27 protein-coding genes and 1 riboswitch are annotated in these 23,057 nt (G+C 35.7%); of the genes, 20 read left to right on the top strand and 7 right to left on the bottom strand.

Translation table 11 applies throughout. From position 1 onward, the window contains the following. Window positions 1–31 precede the first annotated feature (31 nt). Window positions 32–322 (top strand): HNH endonuclease, encoded by a 291-nt coding sequence (locus J2Z26_RS08250; RefSeq protein ID WP_193537290.1) that lies wholly within the window; start codon window positions 32–34, stop codon window positions 320–322. 87 nt (window positions 323–409) lie between these two features. Further along, window positions 410–1,057, top strand: a complete 648-nt coding sequence (locus tag J2Z26_RS08245) for a hypothetical protein (protein WP_193537288.1) — start codon at window positions 410–412, stop codon at window positions 1,055–1,057. 28 nt (window positions 1,058–1,085) lie between these two features. On the opposite strand, the gene J2Z26_RS08240 is transcribed toward J2Z26_RS08245, so the two are convergent. Next, on the bottom strand, window positions 1,086–1,310 hold the full coding sequence (locus J2Z26_RS08240) for a hypothetical protein (RefSeq protein ID WP_193537286.1): 225 nt from the start codon (window positions 1,308–1,310) through the stop codon (window positions 1,086–1,088). A 225-nt stretch (window positions 1,311–1,535) separates the two neighbouring features. Here J2Z26_RS08240 and J2Z26_RS08235 point away from each other — a divergent pair, with 225 nt between their 5' ends. The 5 genes from J2Z26_RS08235 to J2Z26_RS08215 all read left to right on the top strand — a co-directional run bounded on the left by J2Z26_RS08235 (window position 1,536) and on the right by J2Z26_RS08215 (window position 4,475). Beyond that, window positions 1,536–2,045: a GNAT family N-acetyltransferase gene (locus tag J2Z26_RS08235; protein ID WP_193537284.1), complete on the top strand. Its 510-nt coding sequence runs from the start codon at window positions 1,536–1,538 to the stop codon at window positions 2,043–2,045. A 246-nt stretch (window positions 2,046–2,291) separates the two neighbouring features. Further along, window positions 2,292–3,077, top strand: a complete 786-nt coding sequence (locus J2Z26_RS08230; RefSeq protein WP_193537282.1) for a DUF1189 domain-containing protein — start codon at window positions 2,292–2,294, stop codon at window positions 3,075–3,077. A 34-nt stretch (window positions 3,078–3,111) separates the two neighbouring features. Then, window positions 3,112–3,309: a hypothetical protein gene (locus J2Z26_RS08225; RefSeq protein ID WP_193537280.1), complete on the top strand. Its 198-nt coding sequence runs from the start codon at window positions 3,112–3,114 to the stop codon at window positions 3,307–3,309. A 30-nt stretch (window positions 3,310–3,339) separates the two neighbouring features. Next, window positions 3,340–3,588 (top strand): OsmC family protein, encoded by a 249-nt coding sequence (locus J2Z26_RS08220; protein WP_193537278.1) that lies wholly within the window; start codon window positions 3,340–3,342, stop codon window positions 3,586–3,588. A gap of 161 nt (window positions 3,589–3,749) precedes the next feature. Then, window positions 3,750–4,475: a hypothetical protein gene (locus J2Z26_RS08215; RefSeq protein WP_193537276.1), complete on the top strand. Its 726-nt coding sequence runs from the start codon at window positions 3,750–3,752 to the stop codon at window positions 4,473–4,475. Between the two features lie 255 nt (window positions 4,476–4,730). Here J2Z26_RS08215 and J2Z26_RS08210 read toward each other — a convergent pair whose 3' ends face one another. Both J2Z26_RS08210 and J2Z26_RS08205 read right to left on the bottom strand, forming a co-directional pair. After that, window positions 4,731–5,189, bottom strand: coding sequence for a Fur family transcriptional regulator (locus J2Z26_RS08210; protein WP_319638061.1), 459 nt, complete (start codon window positions 5,187–5,189; stop codon window positions 4,731–4,733). A 208-nt stretch (window positions 5,190–5,397) separates the two neighbouring features. Then, window positions 5,398–6,534 carry a CAP domain-containing protein gene (locus tag J2Z26_RS08205; protein WP_227413734.1) on the bottom strand — a complete coding sequence of 379 codons (1,137 nt, stop codon included), beginning with the start codon at window positions 6,532–6,534 and terminating at the stop codon, window positions 5,398–5,400. A gap of 204 nt (window positions 6,535–6,738) precedes the next feature. On the opposite strand from J2Z26_RS08205, the gene J2Z26_RS08200 reads away from it, so the two are divergent. The 9 genes from J2Z26_RS08200 to J2Z26_RS08160 all read left to right on the top strand — a co-directional run bounded on the left by J2Z26_RS08200 (window position 6,739) and on the right by J2Z26_RS08160 (window position 16,607). Continuing rightward, window positions 6,739–7,710 carry a bile acid:sodium symporter family protein gene (locus J2Z26_RS08200; RefSeq protein WP_193537272.1) on the top strand — a complete coding sequence of 324 codons (972 nt, stop codon included), beginning with the start codon at window positions 6,739–6,741 and terminating at the stop codon, window positions 7,708–7,710. A gap of 150 nt (window positions 7,711–7,860) precedes the next feature. Then, window positions 7,861–8,706 (top strand): methyl-accepting chemotaxis protein, encoded by an 846-nt coding sequence (locus tag J2Z26_RS08195; RefSeq protein WP_193537271.1) that lies wholly within the window; start codon window positions 7,861–7,863, stop codon window positions 8,704–8,706. 151 nt (window positions 8,707–8,857) lie between these two features. After that, window positions 8,858–8,974, top strand: a riboswitch (SAM riboswitch). Window positions 8,975–9,168: 194 nt separating this feature from the next. Next, window positions 9,169–10,284 carry a sugar ABC transporter substrate-binding protein gene (locus J2Z26_RS08190; RefSeq protein WP_193537269.1) on the top strand — a complete coding sequence of 372 codons (1,116 nt, stop codon included), beginning with the start codon at window positions 9,169–9,171 and terminating at the stop codon, window positions 10,282–10,284. Between the two features lie 658 nt (window positions 10,285–10,942). Further along, window positions 10,943–12,499, top strand: a complete 1,557-nt coding sequence (locus J2Z26_RS08185; protein ID WP_193537267.1) for a sugar ABC transporter ATP-binding protein — start codon at window positions 10,943–10,945, stop codon at window positions 12,497–12,499. Continuing rightward, the gene (locus J2Z26_RS08180; RefSeq protein WP_193537265.1) at window positions 12,450–13,448 is read left to right on the top strand and encodes an ABC transporter permease; all 999 of its coding nucleotides are present in this window, start codon (window positions 12,450–12,452) and stop codon (window positions 13,446–13,448) included. The genes J2Z26_RS08185 and J2Z26_RS08180 overlap by 50 nt, the downstream gene beginning before the upstream one ends. A 121-nt stretch (window positions 13,449–13,569) precedes the next feature. After that, window positions 13,570–14,205: a pentapeptide repeat-containing protein gene (locus J2Z26_RS08175; protein WP_193537263.1), complete on the top strand. Its 636-nt coding sequence runs from the start codon at window positions 13,570–13,572 to the stop codon at window positions 14,203–14,205. Window positions 14,206–14,349: 144 nt separating this feature from the next. Further along, window positions 14,350–14,766, top strand: coding sequence for an SRPBCC family protein (locus J2Z26_RS08170; RefSeq protein WP_193537261.1), 417 nt, complete (start codon window positions 14,350–14,352; stop codon window positions 14,764–14,766). Then, a complete protein-coding gene (locus J2Z26_RS08165; protein ID WP_193537259.1) occupies window positions 14,767–15,141 on the top strand; it encodes an ArsR/SmtB family transcription factor in 375 nt (124 codons plus the stop codon). It abuts the gene before it with no gap. A 140-nt stretch (window positions 15,142–15,281) separates the two neighbouring features. Continuing rightward, window positions 15,282–16,607 (top strand): hemolysin family protein, encoded by a 1,326-nt coding sequence (locus tag J2Z26_RS08160; RefSeq protein WP_193537257.1) that lies wholly within the window; start codon window positions 15,282–15,284, stop codon window positions 16,605–16,607. A 43-nt stretch (window positions 16,608–16,650) separates the two neighbouring features. Here J2Z26_RS08160 and J2Z26_RS08155 read toward each other — a convergent pair whose 3' ends face one another. From J2Z26_RS08155 to J2Z26_RS08140, 4 genes are all read right to left on the bottom strand, one after another. After that, window positions 16,651–17,880 carry an MFS transporter gene (locus J2Z26_RS08155; protein ID WP_193537255.1) on the bottom strand — a complete coding sequence of 410 codons (1,230 nt, stop codon included), beginning with the start codon at window positions 17,878–17,880 and terminating at the stop codon, window positions 16,651–16,653. 13 nt (window positions 17,881–17,893) lie between these two features. Next, complete coding sequence (locus tag J2Z26_RS08150; protein ID WP_193537253.1) at window positions 17,894–18,379, bottom strand: NUDIX hydrolase; 486 nt, start codon at window positions 18,377–18,379, stop codon at window positions 17,894–17,896. A gap of 118 nt (window positions 18,380–18,497) precedes the next feature. Continuing rightward, window positions 18,498–19,277 (bottom strand): tyrosine-protein phosphatase, encoded by a 780-nt coding sequence (locus J2Z26_RS08145; protein WP_193537251.1) that lies wholly within the window; start codon window positions 19,275–19,277, stop codon window positions 18,498–18,500. A gap of 440 nt (window positions 19,278–19,717) precedes the next feature. Further along, on the bottom strand, window positions 19,718–20,650 hold the full coding sequence (locus J2Z26_RS08140; protein WP_193537249.1) for a manganese-dependent inorganic pyrophosphatase: 933 nt from the start codon (window positions 20,648–20,650) through the stop codon (window positions 19,718–19,720). A gap of 204 nt (window positions 20,651–20,854) precedes the next feature. Here J2Z26_RS08140 and J2Z26_RS08135 point away from each other — a divergent pair, with 204 nt between their 5' ends. Genes J2Z26_RS08135 through J2Z26_RS08120 form a run of 4 tightly spaced genes read left to right on the top strand, consistent with a single transcriptional unit; the run spans window position 20,855 to window position 22,968 of the window. Continuing rightward, the gene (locus tag J2Z26_RS08135) at window positions 20,855–21,310 is read left to right on the top strand and encodes an NUDIX hydrolase (RefSeq protein WP_193537247.1); all 456 of its coding nucleotides are present in this window, start codon (window positions 20,855–20,857) and stop codon (window positions 21,308–21,310) included. Next, entirely contained in the window at window positions 21,304–21,459 is a 156-nt protein-coding gene (locus tag J2Z26_RS08130) for a hypothetical protein (RefSeq protein WP_193537245.1), read from the top strand. Before J2Z26_RS08135 ends, J2Z26_RS08130 begins: the two co-directional genes overlap by 7 nt. After that, entirely contained in the window at window positions 21,459–22,364 is a 906-nt protein-coding gene (locus J2Z26_RS08125; RefSeq protein WP_193537243.1) for a hypothetical protein, read from the top strand. The genes J2Z26_RS08130 and J2Z26_RS08125 overlap by 1 nt, the downstream gene beginning before the upstream one ends. Window position 22,365: 1 nt before the next feature. Then, window positions 22,366–22,968, top strand: coding sequence for a hypothetical protein (locus J2Z26_RS08120; protein WP_193537241.1), 603 nt, complete (start codon window positions 22,366–22,368; stop codon window positions 22,966–22,968). The last annotated feature ends 89 nt before the right edge of the window (window positions 22,969–23,057 follow it).

Below are 23,057 nucleotides of genomic sequence, written 5' to 3'. Positions count from 1 at the left end.
AAACTGATAAAATAGGTTTTGGAGGATTGTTATGGAAGTTTGTGAACTTTGTGGTCGGGATGAAGTGGATACGACAGTACATCATTTAGTACCCAAGGAAATGGGTGGAACTTTTGGTGAAACTGCTAATTTATGTATTCCGTGCCATAAACAAATACATGCACTTTATACAAACCAGGAAATTGCTGCACGATTAGCCACCATCCGAGATCTAAGGGAGGATGAAAAGTTATCAAGCTTTATTAAATGGATTCGTAAACAACCTTCAACCAAACTAATGAAAATTCGTAAATCCAATGAGCGGAAACGTAAAGGAAGATGACAGGTGTACATACATATGATTCCATTTTATTGGATAAATTCGGTGATATTTATGGTACGATAGATAAAAAGACATATAGGGGGAATTATGAAGACTTTAATAAAATGGGTATTAGGTATTCTATCTGGTATTGTTTTGATTATTGGCATAATGATTTTTATTTTTCTCCAAAGCATGAAGCCAGATAAAGATGAGGTTGCTAAGATTGAAAGACAAGCTGAAGAATATATAGCAAACACCTTTACCGATAAAGTCGTTATATTTGATACGTTATATGATAATATGGGAAACTTTACTCATTTTGAGTATGCTGCTAATGCAGAAAATAAACGTGATGGGACGCAGTTTTTAGTGTTCTTTAATAAAGAGACAAATCAAATGGAAGATACCTATATTGCGGATCAATGGGAACGACAATTAGAAGGTGAAATTCGACCTTATCTAGAAAGTACATTGGGTACACTTGATGAACTTTGGATCTTTTACCCAGAAAGAACTGGAATTGAGTTCAACGTTGACCCAAATCAACCGAGTAGTTATAAGGATTATGAAGCGAAACCTCATGTGATGATCTTTATCCCTAGGAAGGCAGACTCTTGGGACAAAGAACTTTTTGAAGGCATCGTTAGCTATTTGCAAAAAGAAGCAGGGGTTAAGCATGGCAGTGTTTCTCTTGAGTATATCGACAAAGGGGTCCGCTTAGAAGGTGATAAGAGCTGGCATGAGGAATTTTAACATGAAAATACGAATCAAAGTTACTTTACTACAGTAACCTTGATTCGTTTTTTGTTTCTTTGTTTTGCATATGTTCGAGTTCGAGTCGCAATTTCTGTGTTTCTATCAGGTAGTTTTCGTGTTTTAGTTTCTCAAGCTCTAATTCATCCTTGAGCATGTCTCGCTTTACTTTTGCTTGTTTTTGAAAATGCTCAGTAACAAGAGCTACCAAAGGAATCGAAAATATCATTACAACCGCTACTAATCCTGTCATGGGAATACCTCCTTATTAGTATCTTCATATACGTATTTGGTTGTTAGTGAGTTTCATTTTCTGAAAAATTACTTTTCATAAGTTTACCAAATGTGGTAGGTTTTTGGTATGGGTTATATAAAGTTATTATAAGATTAGAGGTAATAATTGAATTGACGACAAATTAAAAGGGCAATATGATTACCCTTGGTGGCTTGAGTATTTTAATTAATGGGGGATTACACAATGGAGCAAAAAGTGGTGATTGAAGAAGTTCTCGTACTTGATGAGTATATGGGTCAGCTTTCAGAGCTCCTCGTACAAGTTGTAGAAGATGGTGCATCAATTGGATTTCTCCCACCTTTGGGAATGAGTGAAGCCCGAGCATATTGGGATGGTGTCCTACAGACTGAATGCATTCTATTTATTGCAAAAGTAGGAAATGAGATTTCTGGTACCGTTCAACTCCATTTGAATATGAAGGCAAACGGATGTCATCGTGCAGAGGTGGCCAAATTAATGACACATCCCGGATTTCGACGAATGGGGATTGGTCGCCAGTTGATGGAAAGGCTAGAGGAAAAAGCGAAGAGTGAGGGAAGGTCACTACTTGTTCTCGATACGAGAGAAGGAGACCCGTCTAACCAGCTATATCGCACAATGGGATATTTGGAAGCAGGGAAAATTCCAAATTACGCGAAATCTGCTAATGGTGAGTTCCATGCTACCATTTTTTACTACAAAGAACTTGATTGATTCGAAGGGGTGTTGGTAATTTATACCTCCCTATATATGACCTAAACGCAACACCTTCATCCATATACCCCTGGGTAAAAATTTCAAACAAACTATATATGTATATGTCTAGGTCAGATACTCAATGAAAAAAAGATATGACATTTCCTGCCAGTTTTTATTACATGAACTAAAAAAATAACTTGATTATTTTCAAAACTAATGAATAAAATGGAAAATAAGACAAGGTTTAGGAGGATTTACAACATGGGATTTTTTAATAAGTTTATTTTTAGTATGGGGAAATTTGAAAAGTATCCAGATATGGTTAAGCAAGGTGTAGGAAAAGCATTTCTCTACCTATTTCTATTCACGCTACTTTTTGGAACGATACATAGTATTATTATCGGATTCCAGATTAATAAGGATATAGGTGGTTTTGTTTCGGATATTAGTGGCAATATTCCTGAGTTCACTTTTTCAAATGGTGTGCTTGATGTGAAGGAACCAATGCCCATCATACACGAAGATTTAGATGGTAGTACCCTTATTATTGATACAACGGGGCAAACAACACCTGATATTTTAGATCAATATGAATCAGCGACACTAATTTTATCTGATCAAGTCATTACAAAAGAAAATGGATTTAAATCAGAAGCATTCTCTTTCGGCGATTTTGTTGGAATCACGTTTGACCAAGATGATATCGTTGACAAATTACCTTTACTACAATGGTTTAGTTTTATTGCTGCATTCTTTGTCTGGATTGGCTTTTTCATCGGAAAGTTATTCAGTTCACTGCTATTAGCATTGGTAGGTTTAATCCTTGCAGCAATCCGAAAAAAGAAGCTGTCTTTCGGAAGTCTTTACAGCTTAGCTATTTATGCTTTAACTGTACCTATTCTATTAGATATTCTGCTACAAGTATTTAGCGCAGACTTACATAATCTAGTATATTATGTGATTGCAATTGCATATATGTGGCTTGCTATGAAGCATTTCAGCCCAAAGGAAGAAAGTGAGTTTAGCGAACCAATTGACACATACTAAAACAAGCCAAACTAGTATCAATGGAGGGGATAGGATGAGTAAACCAATTGAATTGACCAAAATTACAATTATTCAAAAGCAACCCCCACATCGTCAGGCATTTATTAAAGGTTTTGAAGATGAGCCAGTTGACTATGGTGTCCATGGAGGGGTAAAGGAATTCTATGGGGCTGTACCCGAAGTGGAATATCCTTCAACCCTAGACCATATCGTTGCAGCTGCTGGTGGTTGACTAACGGGAACGTTATCACGCGCACTGGTAGTGCGTAAAATCCCAACGTATCCAGATAAACTAAAAACGAGTGTTGAAGGAACCATTGAAGCACCGGATGGTGTATTAAAGATTACAAAAATCCGTTGTCACTATGAGTTAAAGATTCCAGCGGGTAAGCGGGACGCAGCTGAAAGAGCTCTAAATGTTTTTGAACAAGGCTGCCCAGTTGCCCAAACCCTTAAGGGAAATGTGGAGTTCATTCATTCATGGGACATCGAAGAATATGAGGAAGAATAAAATGAAGAACAACCAATTCTTTGGGATTGGTTGTTTTTTTGTAGGTACAAAGACTTAAAAATAATAAAACTTTCCTCATATGGTAGAAATTAGTTTTCATATTGTCGACGTAATTATATAATTAAGTCGAAAAAAGTAGAAAAATTGAAGGAGTGCTAATAGTGGAGATTATTAACAAGGGATTAGCACTTGCGTCGATTGAAGCAATGGCTAAGGTTGAGGTCATGGACAAATACCTGGATTTCTATGGAAAGAAGATAGATTCTATTGAAATACGTAGCATTGTTAATGATATTTTTGGGATAAACTTAAATCGAGTATCAGAAGAGGGAGAGGGAAAGGCAACGCGTTCCTATCCAGATGAAATCATGGATGGGGTAAGGCAGATACTTTCTATGGAAGGCACCTTGAGCGAACAGGAAGCCTATATTATGTCGCTACCGAAGGTTCAGGTAATGGATTTATATCTCCAGTACTATGGTGAGAAAATAGAAAGCTCAGAGATTCGTAGAGTCATAGACCAAATCTTTGGTATAAATTTAAATGGAATTTCTGGCTTAGAGGCAGCACGTATATCTCTCTATTCTAAAGGTCAATGGATTTCAAAAACGGAACGTGACCTATTTGAGGTACATACTGGAACTGGAGACATTGATGTATGGATTTTACCTTCAAAGTATTTAATTGAGAATACAGGTATATCAACATTGCCTGAGGAACTACAAAATTTATTGAAAAACCTTGGGTACTGGTATAACAGTGATAAGGGTACATTCTACTACTCAACAAATTACAATGAAACGGTACCAGATGTGTTTAAAGGTCAAACGATGGGGGCAATTAGCAACATTGTTAATTTAATTACAGCTAATAATCCAGATTTATAGAGAGCAACAGAAAATTAAATAAAAACAGGTGATTTTACTGAAATCACCTGTTTTTTTATTTATGTCACTTACTATTCATAGTTTTAATACGGATGCCACAATTACACTTCACACTATGCTTTAGCATTTTTACAATACCCTGGCATTTTGGACAAATCTTCTGCTTAGTTAACATAGATTTCTTCTTCTTCCTTTCTATGATTACTCTTTATTATATTTATTCTCAAAAGTTACTCAATAAATGGCTATTCTGCCCTATTTATCAGCCTGACAAACTGTACACTCACCATAGATTTCAAATTGGTGAGTACGAATATAAAAGTTTGTTAGCTTACGTACAATTTGTTCTATTTCAACCAGACTTGGGTAGTTAAAATCTACAATAGCACCGCATGTTTCACATATTACGTGATAGTGGTTCGAATTGTGCAGCTCATATTTGCTAAAACCGTTTCCATAGGGAAGTTCCTTTAGAATATTGAGTTTCACGAATAATTTAATATTGTTATAAATGGTTGCAACACTGATATAAGGTATTTCACGATGGATATCATCAACTGTTGGATGCCCTTTTAATGACATGATTGTTTTTATGATAATAAGTCTTTGAGGAGTGATTCGTAAACCATGTTCTTTCAGAAAGGGAATGAGTTCTTTGTATTGATCATCTTCTTTCAGAAAGGGAATGAGTTCTTTGTATTGATCATCTTCCACGCTAAAACATCCTATCCACATATATTTGAAATTTAGGATCCAATTATAGAGATATGGATCAAGACAATTTATCGATATTTTATGATAACATTTATTAAAGTAAAATGAATACTTTTTTATAATAACTATAATTAAAAGAATATTTTAAATAGTTACCTGTTGGCGTCATAAATAAAAAAAGAACACCTCGTTTGGTGTTCTTGCTAAGTCAATTACTGTAAAACTTTTGTGTATAGTATGGCTGTGATTTTGTATTAAAAGCTACGCCAACTCCTAAATTTCTAAAATCTGGCTGGAGGATATTTTCTCTGTGACCTAAGGAGTTCATTAATCCCTCATGAGCAAATATACTACTAAATTGTCCATAGGCTAGATTTTCCCCTGCAACTGTGAAAAGTATATCGTCTTCTAACATCCGATCAAAAGGGGACTGTCCTTCAAGGTTAGTATGTGAAAAATAATTATTTTGAGCCATATCAAGACTATGTTTGCGGGCTGTTTCCTTAACATGATCGTCCCATGAAAGAATAGGTAATTCATGATTTACACGAGTGGCATTCGTTAAGTCGAACAATTGGTACTCAAAGCCTTCTTTTAGTGTATCACTAGAAGCTGTATAAAACTCTTTTTTACTTTTTTCTACCTCTTCACTTACAATTTGTATGGAGGTAACAGTATCTTGTTGATGTTGGTCGTAAAAGACGGTGACATAGCTGTTATCCACTAAAAATACATCATAATCACGGTCTTTTTCAAATTGGTAATAGGTCATCCCTTTTCGAATCTTATTAAGTGGAACTCCCAATTTCTCTATTACTGATGCCTTTACGCTTCCTCTTTCTATACCATGAGTGGAGGAGATGAGGTCGTGAGGAGTATATAATCCTACTACCTCATCGTTTACATTATAGGAAATCATGATAAAGTTTTGATAGTTATCATGATAGGCATTCCACATCAGACCATATTCATTAGGAGTTGATCTAATCGGTGAGCCAATCCTTTTTTCTATCTCACTTCGTGTTTCACCAAGTTCAACATTATATATCGAAAAAGCTTGCTTTGTTGGAGTTATTAACTCAGGTTTTTGGACCTCGGTTTTTGAATTCACATCTGTTTCTGATGTTTGTAACCTTTGGTCAAGCTGATCCATCAATTGAATTATACCTTCTTGAATTGTTCCAACAGCAGCAATATATTCAGGACTTGCACGTATTTCGTCTATGTCTGTTTTTAGTGTGTTTAGCGTAACATCTAATTTATTTTTTTCTAACCATTTTTCAAAGGTAGACCAAGCTGAAAAAAGAAATAAAAGAAATGCAAATAATAATATCAATCGTCTCAAGCGATCTCAACTCCTCTCTTGCGTACTACCATTCTAGCCAGAAAAAATGAGTTTCAACATTATTTTAGAGTAAAATTTGAAGAATTGTAAGAGTAATAATGGAAATGAACACTATCCTAACACGTATCTATTCAAATAACTGGTATTCTAGTAGAATAAATAATTAGGTTTTGTTGATGCAACTATTTAGGAGTGTTTTTTTAAATGTTACAGACAGTAAACAAACAACTAGAAAAATATATGGCTTTGATTACTCCAACAGGAGTTGTTCTTGGAGTGTTATTTGCAGTTTGGTTAATTGATTTCACCTTTTTAATACCCTGGATTTTTGCCTTTATAACATTTGCAGGAAGTTTAAGTTCAAATTTTACCGCTCTGAAAAGAGCAATCCTACATCCATTGCCAATCATACTAGCGTTAGGGTTATTGCATATCTTAATGCCAGTCTGGGCGTGGTCAGTAGGACATCTTACTTTTAGTGGTGATGTATACACAATTACTGGGTTAATATTAGCTCTAGTCATTCCAACTGGGATAACGAGTGTTCTCTGGGTTTCGATATGTAGAGGAAACCTTGCTCTAACCTTATCAATCATCTTGATTGATACATTACTATCCCCGTTTATCGTACCTTATACACTTTCTATCTTTGTTGGTACGAAAGTGGAGATGGATGTTGGTGGCATGATGACAGGTTTATTTTTAATGGTTGTCTTACCTTCACTAGTAGGTATGGTTTTGAATCATATAACGAATGGGAATATAAAGGAGAGTTGGGGACCCAAATTAGCACCATTTTCCAAAATCAGTTTAGGTCTTGTTGTAATGTTAAATGGCGCGATTGTAGCTCCATATTTACGAAATGTTGATTTAAGACTAATCTGGGTGGCTGTCGTTGTTTTCTTTGTTGCTTTCACAGGGTACTTGTTCGCCTTTTTACTAGGCAAATTATTTAAGTGGAATCAGGAAACGGTAATTGCTCTTACCTTTACTGGCGGGATGCGAAACATCAGTGCTGGAGCAGTTATTGCAACTTCCTTTTTTCCGGCACAAGTGGCTGTACCTGTTGTAGTTGGGATGTTGTTTCAGCAGTTACTCGCCTCATTGTTTGGATATGCTCTTAATCGACATTATAGACATAAAGAGGATGTTGCTCAAAGACATCATGTGGGTTAAAGGTTGAAGATTTAGATTAATATAGTTCTTAATACCTAATACTAAAATAAATAATGATAGTAGAGGTGTATAACGATGGACCTTTTAGACTAAATGGACTAAAATGTTAATCATATTACAACTATAATTATCTTAGAAAGAGGATAAATTATGACGATATCATTTATTCCTGAAAAAGCTACTGAACAAGAGGTACTATCAAACATTATAAAAACTATTCCAATCATTCATTCTATGCTTCCAGATATTGCTATAGGGGTTACGAATACTGAAGAGTGGTTAGTCTATTATCCTAGTAAAAAAATTGATATCGGAGCCCGTCCTGGCATGAAAATTAATCCAGAAGAGCCATTAACTGATTGTATCCGCTTTAATAGGAAAATTGAAGTAGAGGTACCGGCAGAATTTTTTGGAATTTCCTTTACTGGGTTAGCTGCACCAATCGTTATTGGTAGGAAAGTAATTGGGGCAGTTGCCATACAGATGCAGAAACAAAATGAAAGAGCATTACGCAACATATCTGAGCAAATTGTTGACTCTCTTTCTACTGCAAACAATCAAGTTCACAATATAACTCAAGCGGCTTCCGATCTATCATTAATAAGTGACGGATTAATGGAAAAATCAATAAAGGCATCAAAAGAAGTAGAAAATACAGAAGAAGTTCTATCATTTATAAAAAAAATCGCTGACCAAACCAATTTACTAGGGTTAAATGCATCGATTGAGGCTGCCCGTGCTGGTGAAAAGGGAGCTGGATTTTCAGTAGTTGCCAATGAGATTAGAAAACTATCTAATGAAACGGTAGCATCTACAGAAAAAATACGCAAAACACTAACAAATATTCAACAATCTATGAATGCAATCTCAATTGAAATTGAGAAGGTTGTTAAAGTCGGAAATAACCAGGCAAATTCAACAGTGGAAATTTCAAATTTTATAAAAGAAATTGAAATGATGAGTCAAAAACTAAAACAATATGCAGATGAGTTATAAGGCTTTGAACTTCTCAATGGCGGATATGAGTAATAATACTACTATTTAGAAGTTATTAAACTTTAAAAAAATTAAAAATATTTGTTGACATTATTTCTCTACCACGTTAAAGTAATAACTATCAAATTTAACCACAAACTTAATACGTGATCTCTTATCAAGAGTGGCGGAGGGACTGGCCCTACGATGCCCGGCAACCGTTCCATATTTTTAAATGGAATTGGTGCTAAATCCTGCAAAGCAAGTTATTTGTTTTGGAAGATGAGAGAGGATTATCGGATAATGCCGCTTAAACCTCTCTTTTTAGAGAGGTTTTTTTATTGTCTTCTTCTAGCTCTAGCGCCCTGAACAAGGCGCTTACGCTTTTGGGTACATAGCATCCTCTCAATACTACAGGCAAGGAGGAAAATGACAGCTCAGATCAGTATTAAGAAAACTACTTAGAAAAGGGGAACTAACAAAATGTTTAAAAAATCTTTAGTCAAAACAGTGTTAACTTCAGCAGTAGCCTTTACACTTCTATTAGCCGGCTGTGCTTCAGGAGAAAATACAAATCAAGCGAGTAATGAGAAAGTAAGTTTTGAAAATGTCCCAGAGCGTTTTGCGAATGGAGAAGGTGCAAAAATTAAAGTCATTCGTAAAATTGGTGGAGATGATCATACCGCACAATTTTTAGCTGGTGCAAAGGAAGAAGGAGAGTCACTTGGCTTTGATGTGGATGTATTCACAGCCAATGGCGATACAGCTAAATTCCATGATGCAATCGAGCAAGCATTAACACAAGACTATGATGGCTTTATTATTTCACATGGTGATGATGCTGCGACGGTTGATGGAGTGAAAAAGTTAGTTGAAGCAGGAAAAAGTGTCGTTACCTTTGATTCAAACCCAGACCTTGCAACAATTGCAGGTGTAACGTTAACATCTCAGGATGATGAAGCATTAGCAACATTAGCTCTTGAACAATTAGTAAAAGAGCATAATGGTGAAGCGAATATTGTGTACCTATGGGTAGATGGGTTTCCACCTATGGTAAGAAGAAACAATGTTTATAAAGAAGTACTAGCCAACAATCCTGAAATTAAAGAGGTTGAGCGTTTCGGTGTAGCAGCTGCTGATACATCTGTTCAAACCCAAAATGCGGTAGCAGCCATGTTAAACAAACATCCAAAAGGTGAAATCGATGCGATTTTTGCTACATGGGATGCTTTCGCAATCGGTGCAGCACGTGCAATTAAAGAAGCTGGTAGAGATGAAATCAAAATTTATGGTATTGATGTTTCTAATGCGGACCTACAAGAAATTCAAGCGGATGGAAGCTCTTGGAAATATACGGCTGCAGTAGATCCAAAATTAATTGGTGCTGTTAATTTAAGACTTTTAGCGAAAAAATTAGCTGGAGAAGAAACTCCACAAACTTATGACTTAGAAGCATCTCTTATCTCACAGGCTGACCTACAGGGTTCTAGTGATCCAGTTAATATGGTGAATCTAGCAAACATTGTAGAAGGCTGGGGTACATCAACTGCGTTTGATGAAGAATGGATGAAGGTGTTAAAAGAGCATTATCAAAAGTAAATTTTGTTGCTAATGGTTTATGTGACCTGGGTTTGGCCAGATGGTTGAAATGAGGTCACATAACATCATTTATGCGCCATGGGTTTGGTAGAAATACCGAAATGAGGTTACATAAATCCATTTATTCACCCTGTAATTGGTCAAATGGAGTAAATGAGGTCACATAAATCCATTTATGCGCCCTGTAATTGGTCAAAAGGAGAAAATGAGGTCACATAAATCCATTTATGTGCCCTGTAAATGGTCAAATGGAGAGAATGAGGTCACATAAATTCATTTATGCGCCCTGTAATTGGTCAAAAGGAGAAAATGAGGTCACATAAATCCATTTATGCGCCCTGTAATTGGTCAAAAGGAGAAAATGAGGTCACATAAATCCATTTATGTGCCCTGTAACTGGTCAAATGGAGAGAATGAGGTCACATAAATCCATTTATGCGCCCTGTAATTGGTCAAAAGGAGAAAATGAGGTCACATAAATCCATTTATGTGACCTGTAATTGGTCAAATGGAGGAAATGGGGTCACATAAATCCATTTATGTGCCCTGTAACTGGTCAAATGGAGGAAATGGGGTCACATAAATCCATTTATGCAACCGCAATCTAGCTATCTACTAGAAATGAAGTAACAATATCACTAAAAAGGAGTGAGGATGGATGTCAGTATCGCAACTTCACATGAATAACATTTCCATCGAATTTCCTGGTGTAAAGGCTTTGAATAATGTGAATTTTACAACCTCAACTGGAAAGGTTCATGCTCTTATCGGTGCGAACGGTGCGGGGAAATCAACGCTTATGAAGGTTTTGTCAGGTGCGTATAATCATTATTCTGGTCAAATCACCCTTGATGGGAAGCCGTTGTCCATCCAATCTCCAAAAGATTCTCAGGACTATGGAATTCAAATTGTCTATCAAGAGGTTGACACAGCCCTTATTCCTAATTTAACTGTTGGTGAAAATATCATGCTTAATCAGACAGTAAATAGTATGGTCAAGAGGTTATTCGTCAATTGGAATGAGTTACATAATAAGGCCACCACTATTCTAACTAAATTAAAAATAAAAGTATCCTCGAGAACATTAGTTAGTGAACTAACACTAGCTGAAAAACAAATGATACTCATTGCACGAGCAATCTTAACAGAATGCAAGTTTCTTATCTTAGATGAACCTACTGCGCCATTAAGTCAATCTGAAACAACTGAGTTGTTCCGAATTGTAAACGAGTTAAAGGCAAACAATGTTGGTATTATCTTTATTTCACACCGCCTACCAGAGATCTTTGAACTTTGTGATGAAATCACTATTATGCGCAATGGAGAATTTGTTAGCTGTGAATCAATCTCTCATACATCACAGAACCGGGTCGTTGAACAAATGTTAGGAAGAAAGCTGGAGGAACAATATCCTAATCATGCTATTACAATAGGAGAAACGATTCTTGAAGTTCATAACCTATCAGACACGTTTAAAACTAAGAACCTTTCAATCTGTGCTTCTGCTGGTGAAATTGTTGGGATAGCGGGTCTTGTAGGGGCTGGTAAAACAGAGCTGTGTAAAGCTTTGTTTGGCTCCTCAAAAATAACATCCGGAAAGATTCTATTAAATGGAAAAGAGATAAAAATTAGCAGTCCATTTGATGCTGTAAAACAAGGAATTGTGCTCGTTCCTGAGGAAAGAAGAAAAGAAGGAATTCTTGTTGAGGAATCAGTAGTAACAAACCTTTCAGTAGCCAATTTAAATAAGTTTACTAGCTTTTTTTCTTTTATTAATCGTGCTAAAGAGAAGGCCCAAGCAGTTGAATTGATTAAGAGTCTTGACATTAAAACACCTTCGACAGAAACGAAAGTTCAGCATCTATCAGGTGGAAATCAACAAAAAATTGCAATTGGTAAATGGCTCATTACGGATGCAGATGTTTATATTTTTGATGAACCAACTAAAGGGGTAGATGTTGGCGCGAAGAAGGATATCTTTGAATTGATTTCCGGCCTGGCTCGACGAGGAAAGGCAGTACTATACGCATCCTCTGAAACATCAGAGATTATTGGAATTACGAATCGAGTGTATGTCTTGTACGATGGAAAAGTGGCAACGGAGCTAGAAACTTCTAAAACGAACGAAGAAGAAATCTTATTTTATGCAGCTGGAGGTACTACACATGAAGGATTCAGTCACAGCAACTACGAACGTAAAGAAAAAATCCTTTGATCTATTTCATTTTTTTTATAAATACGGAACGATCCTGACAATCTTTATGTTAATCGCTGTTTTTGCCGCTGCGAACCCATCTTTTATCCAGGGAAACAATCTAATAAGTATTCTACGATCCATTTCGATCGTAACCATTATCGCGATTGGGATTACTATTTCTCTATCAGTTAATGGATTTGATTTATCAGTGGGCTCAGTGGCCTCGTTGTCGAATGCAATTGTCATATCGATGTTTGTTTGGTTTTCTCAAAATACAGTGATTGCCATTTTTGCAGCGATTACTGCAGCCTTGTTGGTGGGGGCTTTAAACTCCTTTTTAATTGTAAAGATGAAAATTCCAGACATGCTATTAACCTTAGCCATGATGTTCATCATTCAGGGGATAGCTCTAACATATACAAAAGGAGCAACTGTTTCTCAAAATATGATTATGCCTGATGGCAACTTTGCTGAAGGAGTTATTAGCCCATTTTTTGCTAGTCTTGGTCAGGTCCCTTGGATTATAATCATTATGGTTGTCGTCGTTGTTTTTGTTCATATTTTTCTAACGTATACAAAGCATGGTAGATACATGTATGTTATTGGAGGGAATATAGAAGCAGCAAGATTATCAGGTATTCCAGTTAATCGCTATAAGGTCATTGCATATCTACTGTCTGCACTGTTTGCTTCAATTGGAGGAATCATTTTAGCTTCTAGGGTCATGACTGCTGAGATTAACGCAGGCTCGCCCTATTTGATGGACTCAGTTGCTGCTGCATTTATCGGTTTTTCTGTTTTAGGAGCTGGAAAACCCAATGCCTTTGGTACATTTGTTGGTGCTGTTTTAATTGGTATTTTACAAAATGGATTGGTCATGATGTCTGTTCCTTACTATGCTATGGACATTATAAAAGGAACAGTGTTAGCCTTCGCGCTTGCAATTACGTATTATAAATTGAGGTAAAAGAAAAGAGGGTAGTATTCTACGTTATGTAGGATGCTACCCTTTTTAGGTTAAATCATGTAACATAAGTTATTAGAGAAACCAGAAGGGTCTCTCATCAATTGAGAAGGATGTTCTTATAATGAATAAAATAAAGATTCAATCACCAAAAATACCATCGTACTTAGAATCAGCTAATTTTGATGATATGGAAGACAGGTACATAAGTGCATGTACTATAAGTGACTGTACTATTTTTGAAGAAGAAATCAATCGAATGCGTTTTGATCAAGTTGTTTTTAAAAATGTAACCTTTATGGATGTTACATTTACGAATATTGAACTTACCGATGTTATCTTTGAAAAGTGTGACTTATCAAATACAGACTTTAGTGGAGGAGCTATCCATAGAGTAGAATTTATAGAATCAAAATTAGTTGGTCTAAACCTAACAGAGGCCACTTTCGGAAATGTGGTATTTGATAACTGTTATGCAAACTTAAGCTCTTTCGGATATGCTTCTTTAAAGAATGTGAAATTTGAAAGGTGCTCCCTACGTAATGGGGATTTCTTTGAATGTAAATTCAACAAAATAGATTTTACGGATTGTGATTTAGTTGAAGCCAACTTTACGAATACTTCATTAGATGGAATTGATCTTAGTAGTTGTAAAATTGATCAATTAAGTCTTTCACCAGGAGATTTGAAGGGATGCGTAGTATCAAGTGAACAAGCAATTGCATTTGCAAGGCTTTTAGGGATAGTAATAAAAGAATAACAAAAGGCAGTTCTTGAGTACTTTCGAGATCTGCTTTTTCCTGTTTTAAAAAATATAGTAAGGTTGACATGAAACCAAATGGTTCTATATAATGTAAAAAGAGAAACCATTTGGTTTCATATTAGAAAGAAAGAAGGTATTGAAATGCCAACTGTACAGGATATAAAACAAACTATAACATTTAATGCGCCTATCCAAAAAGTATGGGACAAAGTATCAACTTCAGAAGGAATTGCTGCTTGGTTTATGCCAAATGATTTTCAGGCAGAAGTAGGGCACGAGTTTCATTTGCAATCTCCGTTTGGTCCGTCACCTTGTAAAGTATTAGAAATTGAACCACCTAATCGTTTAGCATTCACTTGGGATACAGATGGATGGATTGTTGAATTCATTTTAAAAGATTTAGGGGATAAGACTGAGTTTACGTTAATCCATAGTGGTTGGAGAGATTCTGAAGAAATTGTAGGAAAGGCCAACGAAAAAGCTTCTGTTATACGTGATCGTATGAACCAAGGATGGACAAGCATTATTGAAAATCTTGGTAAGGCAGTGGAGGCTTAGGTGTCCCAGCCCGCGCAAAAGCATGATGTTTTCCAAGCAATTGCAGACCCTACTCGTAGAGAAGTATTAAAATTATTAGCAGAAAAAGAGCTACCTATCTCTGAGATTACCTCACATTTCCCAATGAGCCGAACAGCGATTGCAAAGCATTTAAATATTCTTTCAGAGGCTGACCTAGTTAGCGGGCGAAAGGTTGGAAGAGAGAAAAGATACAGGCTACACCCTGAATCATTTTCAGAGTTAAAGGATTGGTTGTCCTATTTCGAACAATACTGGTCGAATAAACTTTCAATGCTTAAGCATCTTGTGGAAGAAGAAGATAGTGAGCTCAAAGTTGTAAAGAAAAAAGATTACCATCATGACAGGACCGATTAACTTCGGTCCTTTTTTCAATACCTATTTTTCGAATAAAATATGACATTTAATAAAAAACTAAACAAATGAGAGTAGCAAATCCCCTCACATAAAAGAGGATTATTTATTATATAGAGGATTACTAATTGGAGCTGGTAACAGTGAGTATGGAATTAATCATTCTTTTGATTTTAATAATACTGAATGCTTTCTTTGCTGCATCAGAGATCGCCCTAATTTCTTTAAATGATAATAAAGTAAAATTGATGGCGGATAGTGGAGATAAAAAAGCAATAATGCTCTATAACCTTCTGGATGAACCTAGCCGGTTTTTAGCTACGATTCAAATTGGAATTACTCTTGCAGGGTTTCTGGCGAGTGCGTTTGCAGCGGGTAGCTTTGCCGGGAAATTAACCGATTTACTAATTACTTTTGGGGTACCTTTACCGGCACGTTTACTTGATACACTTTCGGTAATTGTGGTTACCCTTATATTATCCTACTTTACATTGGTAGTGGGAGAGCTCGTTCCAAAACGACTAGCTTTACAAAAAGCTGAAGCTATTTCAATGTTTGCAGTTGCTCCATTAACCTTCCTTTCAAAAATTTCTTCACCATTTGTAAAACTATTAACATTTTCAACGAATACAATTGTTCGTCTTTTTGGAGTAGACCCTAATGCGGAAGATGAAAATGTAACAGAAGAGGAAATTCGTATGATGGTGGATGTTGGAAAAGAGAGAGGGACGATACAAGAAGCCGAGAAAATAATGATTAATAATATTTTTGAATTTGACAACAAAACGGTTTCTGACATCATGACACATCGGACAAACATTGTCGCCATTCCCTTACAATACACGCTAAAGGAAACGACTAGGCTAGTTTTAGATGAGAGATACACCAGGTTTCCAGTTTATGAAGAGAACATAGATAACATCATAGGTGTTTTGCATTCCAAGGATTTAATTCAGTTTATCGAAAACTGTGAGGAAGAGCGTTTTAATATAAGAGAGCTTTTAAGGGACCCTTATTTTGTTCTTGAATCAAAACAAATTGACGACCTTTTAAAAGAAATGCAGGAATTCAATATTCACATGGCTATTGCAGTTGATGAATATGGAGGTACCGATGGTATTATTACAATAGAAGATATCATTGAGGAAATCGTAGGTAATATTTTTGATGAATATGATGAAAATGAAGAGGATAAAAATGAAATTGTTGAACTTGGCAATGGCCAATATCTGATAGCGGGAAGTGCCAACCTATATACAGTTGAAGAAATAGTAAAAATGGACTTGCCAACAGATGAATTCGACACAATAAGTGGCTTTGTGATTGGTCAAATCGGCTATATTCCTTCCGCTCATGATTTACCCATAGTTGAATATCAAAACATCATTTTTTCAATTGAAGAAATGAGTGATAAACGTATAATGAAAGTTAAGATAACGGTTAAGGAAAATGAAGTAAATAAAGACTAAAACAAGCAAAAACGTAGAATCTTCGTTTTTGCTTAGTTTTTGTCTAATTCGATAATTCATTTGTTTCTTTAAAATAGATCGCTCTAGATGGTCTATACACTAGTAAGATTAAAGCTAAGCTAACAACCATGTTAAGTACAGAGGCAATGATAATGGTATAACGTAGTTCTAAAATCTCCCCAGTAAAACCAATTAACAAGATTAATGCAATTTGAAGGAAACTTTGGAAGGTCCCAAACACACTTAAGATCCGCCCCATCATATCGGTTGGTACGTTATTTTGAACAAACGTCATGAAACCAGTGTTATAGAAAGCATTAAAGTAACCTAGTATGATAAAACCAACTGCGACAGATGTGAAAGAGAACGATAAAGCATAAATCAGGTAACCGATAGCAACCATCAAGTAACCAATTCCCATTAGTTGCTGGATTGAGAGTCTCTTTGAAAAAACTGATACGGTCAGAGAACCTATAATATGACCAATTCCTGTTATGCTAATTAAATATCCAAAATCTGCTTCCGAAAGTCCGAGAACCTTTTGAGTGAAGACAACCTCTTGAGCGTCCATTCCTAAGGCAATAACCATTATAAACTGAGCAATCGCGTAGATTGTTACTATGTACTTACTGTTTTTACTAAAGGTTAGAACATGTCGCCAATCCTGTTTAAGGTTAGTGAGACTTAAGGCATTCCCGTGTGAAATACTATTGTTTTTCTCTAGATTTGGTAGAAGGAATAAGATGATTGCTGAAACAATAAATGTAACTGCGTTGATCCAGATAGCAACTTTTGCAGAGCTAATAATTAATAGTACACCTGCAATTGCAGGGCCAACTAAAAAAGCACCGGATGTCACAAGACTACGATATGAATTGAATTTTTTTCGCTGCTCCTGTGGGATTAATTTCGTGATATAGGTCATTGATGTTGGCTCGAAAAACGCTCTTGCAACAGAAAGAAAAAATAGACAGGCATAAATAAGCCATATCGATGTTAAAAAAGGAATAATAGCTACTAAAAGTGCACGAAATATGTCAGAGGCAATCATAAGATTTCGCTTGTTACTTCGATCAATGACACTACCTGACCAAAATTTTGTAAGTATCGAAGCAATTGGCCCCATAATCCATAATCCTGCTACTGCAGCCGCCGAATTTGTGACTTGTAGGACAAGGATATTAATAGCTATAAGGTAAATAAAATCACCAAAGGTGGATGTGCCAATCCCGAATAAAAGTAATAATGAATTCTTTTTTGATGTCTGGTTCAAACAAACAACTCCCTTATTTCATAGCTTCCTTTAATATGAGTGTACTAAGCTCGTGATCATCTATCACATATGGGAGTTCCTCTGGTTCGACCCATATTCTTGAAGTTGCTTCATTTTCACGTTTAAAAGGAAGACATTCAGTTATGTCCATTCGATAAAACAATTGATAGCCAATTAGAGGATACTTTCCGCGGGGATCAAAATGTGGGTTTTCTTCATGACTTACTTCAATCATTCCGATATATCTGTGAGTCCCTTTAACATATCCCTCTTCATACACTTCTCGATGGAGAGCATCTTCAGGTGTTTCATTGGCCTCTATATGCCCACCTGGTGTGTTAAAGCCTCTTCCATTAATATGTACAAGTAATATTTTGTCTTTATAAAAGCAATACCCATGAACACTCGTCACTTTCTCATGAGGAGGAAGTTCTGTAGTAGGATACCATGTAAGCTTAATATAGTGCTCGTCCCAATTCACATAGATAGTCTTTGTCATAGGATTCATCCTTTTCTAGTAAACTTATAACTTGATTCTACCAAAATATGGAGAGAGAATAGGGTGTTTTTTTCATGAAAGAAGGTTACCTGGGGAGTAGGTAACCTTAAAACCCAACTTAATCTAACATCAAGTCTCTAATATTTTGGAGAGTTCGCTTTTCAATTCTACAGCCTTCTATTAAAAACCCTTCGACTGAACCAAATTGTTTCAACATATAGTCATGTGTATCTTTTAAATAATCTGCTTTCACAATAAGCACTGGTTTAATTCTTTCTCGTGGGATTTGAAATAAACTCATCAACCTTATAAATCTTTCAATCTTTTTCATTCTTGGTTCAATTAAGTCATTAGAACGTAAGTACTCCTGCATGACTGTTTCAAAAGGAACACCACATGTCAATTGAATCAGAGCTGAAAGGAGTCCTGTACGATCTTTCCCTCCTGTACAGTGAATCAAAGCAGGCAAATTACGAGATTGTGAGATAAGAGTTAGCGTTTGATTTATTTCTGCGACTCTTTCAGTAGCCATGCTTTGATAAAAATCCTTTATTAAAACTTCAAAATCCAAATCCTTTGAATTGCCCGTTAGGAACTTGAAAAACTCTTTATGTGAAAAATCCTGGCTATCATGGTAAATCGGGATGTGAATTTGTTGTAAGTTTTTAATCAATGGAACCCGGTCAGGCTTTGATTTTCTTTCATTCTCAGTTCGAAGGTCAATGATTAATTTTAAGTTATGTGATTCCAAGGTTGTGAGGTCTTTTCGTGTTAATCGTGATAATTCATCTGATCTGTATAGTACGCCAGATTTCATGTACCGACCATCTGTTGTTTTTAGCCCACCAATGTCTCGAAAATTATATAATTTATCAAATGTTTTTATAGTTGTTGTCATGTCCTGATCCTTTCACTATGTGGAATGCATCTCCACAAATTGTTTATTTAGTAGATAACCCTTCTTCACTATTCACTCCACCTTTCTACGAGAATTTGCCTTATCGGCATTTACTATTATACATGGTAGATTTTCCTAGTTAAAGATAAAGCTAGGAAATGTATGAATACGATAAAGACACTTTGTTTAGCGAGAAAATGGGGTAGATCAACGAGTAAATTAAGTAGAACCGCGAGAAAATCCAGCAAGTCGCGAATATGTTAGTGGGAAAGGCGAGAAAAGTGGTTTATTGGACTGAGCTGATCTAGAGTAAGACAGTATTTCCTGAAAAATCGTAAAGAATACTCTAGTTTACGTTGTAAATTCCTTAGTAGGAAGCTAAAGCCCTAATAACTCACAAAAAAACTGGCACCAGTTATTCACCAGTGCCAGCAATATGCTTATCGTCTAGCTAAAGTTTCAGTTAAAACCGGTACGATTTGCTTTTTACGAGATACAACACCTTTTAATAAGGTTGTGTTGTTATCTAATTTAACATTGTATGCTTCTTCAACAGCATCTGCCTGCTTACCAAGAGCAAGACCTACTGAATCATTATTTAAAATGTCAGTAACCACGAAGAAGAATAAATCTAGGTTTTTAGCTGCGATAACAGCATTTAGTGCATCTTCAATTTCACCTTGACGAGCAAGAACCTCTTTCGTATCAACAGCATTTACTTGTGCGATTTCCACTTTATAACTACCCATTTGGAACTCTTTTGCATCAAGAGTAATTAATTGAGCAATTGTTTTATCACTTAAGTCTGCACCAGCTTTTAGCATATCAAGACCATAACTATCCGCATCTACACCAGCAATCTCAGCTAGTTCACGAGCTGCAGCTACGTCTTGGTCTGTGCATGTAGGTGATTTGAAAAGTAACGAGTCAGAAATGATCGCAGAAAGCATTAAACCAGCAATGTTCTTTTCAATCTCTACACCATTTTCCTTATATAGTTTATTCAAGATTGTTGCTGTACAACCAACTGGTTCACAACGGTAGTATAAAGGATCACTCGTCTCAAAGTTAGCGATACGATGGTGATCTATTACTTCTAATACCGTTACTTCTTCAATGCCATCTGCACTTTGTTGACGCTCGTTGTGGTCAACTAAGATAACTTTTTTAGCTTCAGTTGCAACAGAGCTGATTAAACGAGGAGCTTCCGCTTTGAATGTATCTAAAGCAAATTGAGTTTCCCCATTAACTTCTCCTAATCTAACTGGCTCAACATCCATGCCAAGTTTCGTTTTTAAATCTGCATAGGCAATCGCAGAACAAATTGTGTCAGTATCAGGGTTTTTATGACCGAAAATAAGTACTTTTTCCATACTCGATCTCCTTTATATATGTAGTTTGTTTGTTATAAGTTTACCATATGTTAGTCGATTAAAAAATGAAAGACCACTAATTAGAATATCACAAAATACGTATGTCGTAATCTTCATTTTTTTACTTTTTTATAAAAATGGTAAAATCAACTGGAAAAAGAATGGTATAATATACGGAAAATTGTGAAGCTGGAAGTGGATAGTATGATACGAAAAGCAGTGGGGGCTATTATTTATCAAGAAGATGAAATTCTACTTGTACATAAGGTGAAAATGAGCGAGGCAAAATCAGGGCCAGAAAAGATAGTAGGAGAATGGGATTTCCCAAAAGGTGGAGTCAAACCGACTGATTTTAATCTTGAAGAAGCACTACTCCGGGAATTATATGAAGAAACCGGTTCAAAGGAATATCAAATCAAAGGTAAGTTTGACCAGAAAGTTTGCTTTGAATTTTCTCAGGATATAAAAGAAAAGATTGGCTATGATTCACAGGAAACGACGATGTTTTATGTTGAATTTCAAGGAGAACGAGCTTTATTACAACCTATTGATGATGAAATCAGTCAGGTCAAATTTGTTAAGAGAGACAAAGTCTTAGATGAACTAAGTTATGGTGAGACAAAAGAGTATTATAGATTGGTGGTGATCAAAAGATGTTAATCCTAGTCAGTTTGCTCTTTATTACAATTTTGTTATTATTAATCTTTCTGTTCAAAAAAGTGAGAAAGCTAGAAACAATGCTTGAACAGCAGCAGGTAGAACATAATGAAATGCTCGTTTTATTAAAACAAATCAAGGAGGAGAAATGATGAAAAAATCCATATTGTATGTTGGATTAGTGGTTATACTCCTTAGTTGGGTTGGCAATTATCTCTATTTTTCTATGAATCAATTAGATAAACCAGTTATGCTCAAACACTATTACCAAGAACATATTGAAGAGGAAACGTTATTTGAATTACATTACTTAATTAATCGTAATCAAAAGGTAGATATTTCAACTATTCATATTCCTGGATTAGACTATGTTCAAATCATTGATGAAGACCATCAATACAATACATATCGACATCATAAATTAAAAACAATTTTTGTTAAAATTGACAAACATATGCTAGAGGACAAAATCAAAGATGGCTTCGTCATTAATGAAGTCGAAGCGTTCCTAACAAATGGGGAACGTGTTATATATGATATTGGAGAAATTACCCTTGCTGAGTGGAAGCGAGGTCCATTTGAATTTCGTGCTGCAGGTGGTTCTTCAGATGGCAGCTCCTTCGATTTTGTGGCTGCAGAAGAAGATCTAACTCTACATTCGTACGAAATACCATATCTTGAAAAATTATCAAATGGGTTAACATTGTTTGTAAATCATGAGCAAGCTTCACTTACGCCCATTGCTATAGAGATGAGAAATGGGCACCATTTACCAGATGATAATCCAGCAGAGAAGTTAAAGGATGTTACGGTTGACAAATTAGATCAGAAAATCTTTCCACTTGAATTGGGAGCAGGGGAGTTCTTAAATGTAGAGCACCATTTTTCTTTTACTGACAAAGACCCAAGTCAACACCATTATTACTATTTTGAGGTTGTATTTAATGGAGAAACAAAGGATGGAAGTTCCTTTACACATGGTACGGTTCTTCATTATAATCCGTATTTTAGTGAGTACGATATAAAGCAGATAATAAAAGAGGAAAGGGGGAAATAAGTTGAGCAGTGGTTATAATAGGCTACTTTGGGGATTTCTACTTGTTATACTCGATCTTCGAATCATAGGCTTTGATCTATTAATCGATGCAGTTGGTTACTTTATTGTTGTTTCGGGTTTAAAAATCTTAAGTGCACAATCAGAATCTTTCAAGAAAGCACAAGTTTTTGGTGTAATTCTCGGCATCCTTTCAATTCCCTCAACGATTGATTTTGCAGCGACATTACCATTAGGACAAGGGATTTTACCGACCAACCTTTTCATAGGTTCATTGTTTTATTCTAGCATTCTTGGCTTTTTACACATTGTTCTCGCATTTTGTATTTTTAGAGGAATGATAGATATGGCTATTAAAGCCAATCTTCATGGTATGCCGAAGAGAGTACAAGGAAGAGCGCGTTTTTATATTATTACGTCCATCATTATAGTTGCAGTCATGCCACTATTATTGAATTTGAATGATGAAACAGGAATGTATGTACTTTTTACTTTTGCATTTGTATCTTTTATTGTTGAATTATTTTTTATCCTACTTATCAGAGAATTTAGGAATTCATTTCGAAAATTGGAGAAAGTAACAATCATTCCAAGAGATGAGGCTTAGCAGCTTCATCTTTTTTACTCCACATAGTGCAATGGTTCTAATTCTTATGTTAGTCCTCACGTATCACCGCTTAAAAGAGTATACTGCAA

It is taken from the genome of Cytobacillus luteolus, assembly GCF_017873715.1.
Classification (GTDB): Bacteria; Bacillota; Bacilli; order Bacillales; family Bacillaceae_L; genus Bacillus_BV; species Bacillus_BV luteola.
Note: the sequence above shows the minus strand (reverse complement) of the source record. Positions and strands in the feature narration are given on the sequence as shown.